The organism is Stenotrophomonas maltophilia group sp. RNC7 (genome assembly GCF_030910085.1).
GTDB classification, from domain to species: domain Bacteria; phylum Pseudomonadota; class Gammaproteobacteria; order Xanthomonadales; family Xanthomonadaceae; genus Stenotrophomonas; species Stenotrophomonas sepilia.
The window spans coordinates 1-441 of the sequence record NZ_JAVFVN010000951.1; the positions used below are offsets into that span (position 1 = coordinate 1).

Genomic DNA, 441 nt, shown 5'->3' on the forward strand with positions numbered 1-441 from the left:
GATGGCCACGGCGACTACCTTGAGACCATGCACCCACCCGGACTGGGCCAGCCCTTGATATTCGGCGATGCCGAAGGCAAACAGGATGAGCGCGATGGCCGATGGCAAGGTAAACCCCGCCCACGCCGCCAGCAACCCCAACCAGCCGGCTCGGCCCAGCCCAAGCGCCATTCCCACCTGGCTGCTGGCGGGACCCGGTAGAAACTGGCACAAGGCGACCAGGTCGGAATAGCTTCGGTCATCCAGCCAACGGCGGCGCTCTACAAACTCCGAACGGAAATAGCCAAGATGCGCGATTGGCCCGCCGAAGGAGGTCAATCCCAGTTTTAGGAAGGCGCTGAAGACTTCAACGGGTGAGTCGCGCGCAGCTACAGCTTCTTGTTGTACGGTGTTGGCGGAGCCTGTCATTTGTGCATTGCCTCCCCGATGAACTCCCGGATG

1 protein-coding gene is annotated in these 441 nt (G+C 61.7%); it reads right to left on the reverse strand.

Annotated features, from left to right (window positions below; all coding sequences use genetic code 11):
* Positions 1–408: chromate transporter (locus RCF13_RS24755; RefSeq protein ID WP_308141623.1), on the reverse strand; the 408-nt coding region annotated here is incomplete at its 3' end.
* Between the last annotated feature and the right edge of the window lie 33 nt (positions 409–441).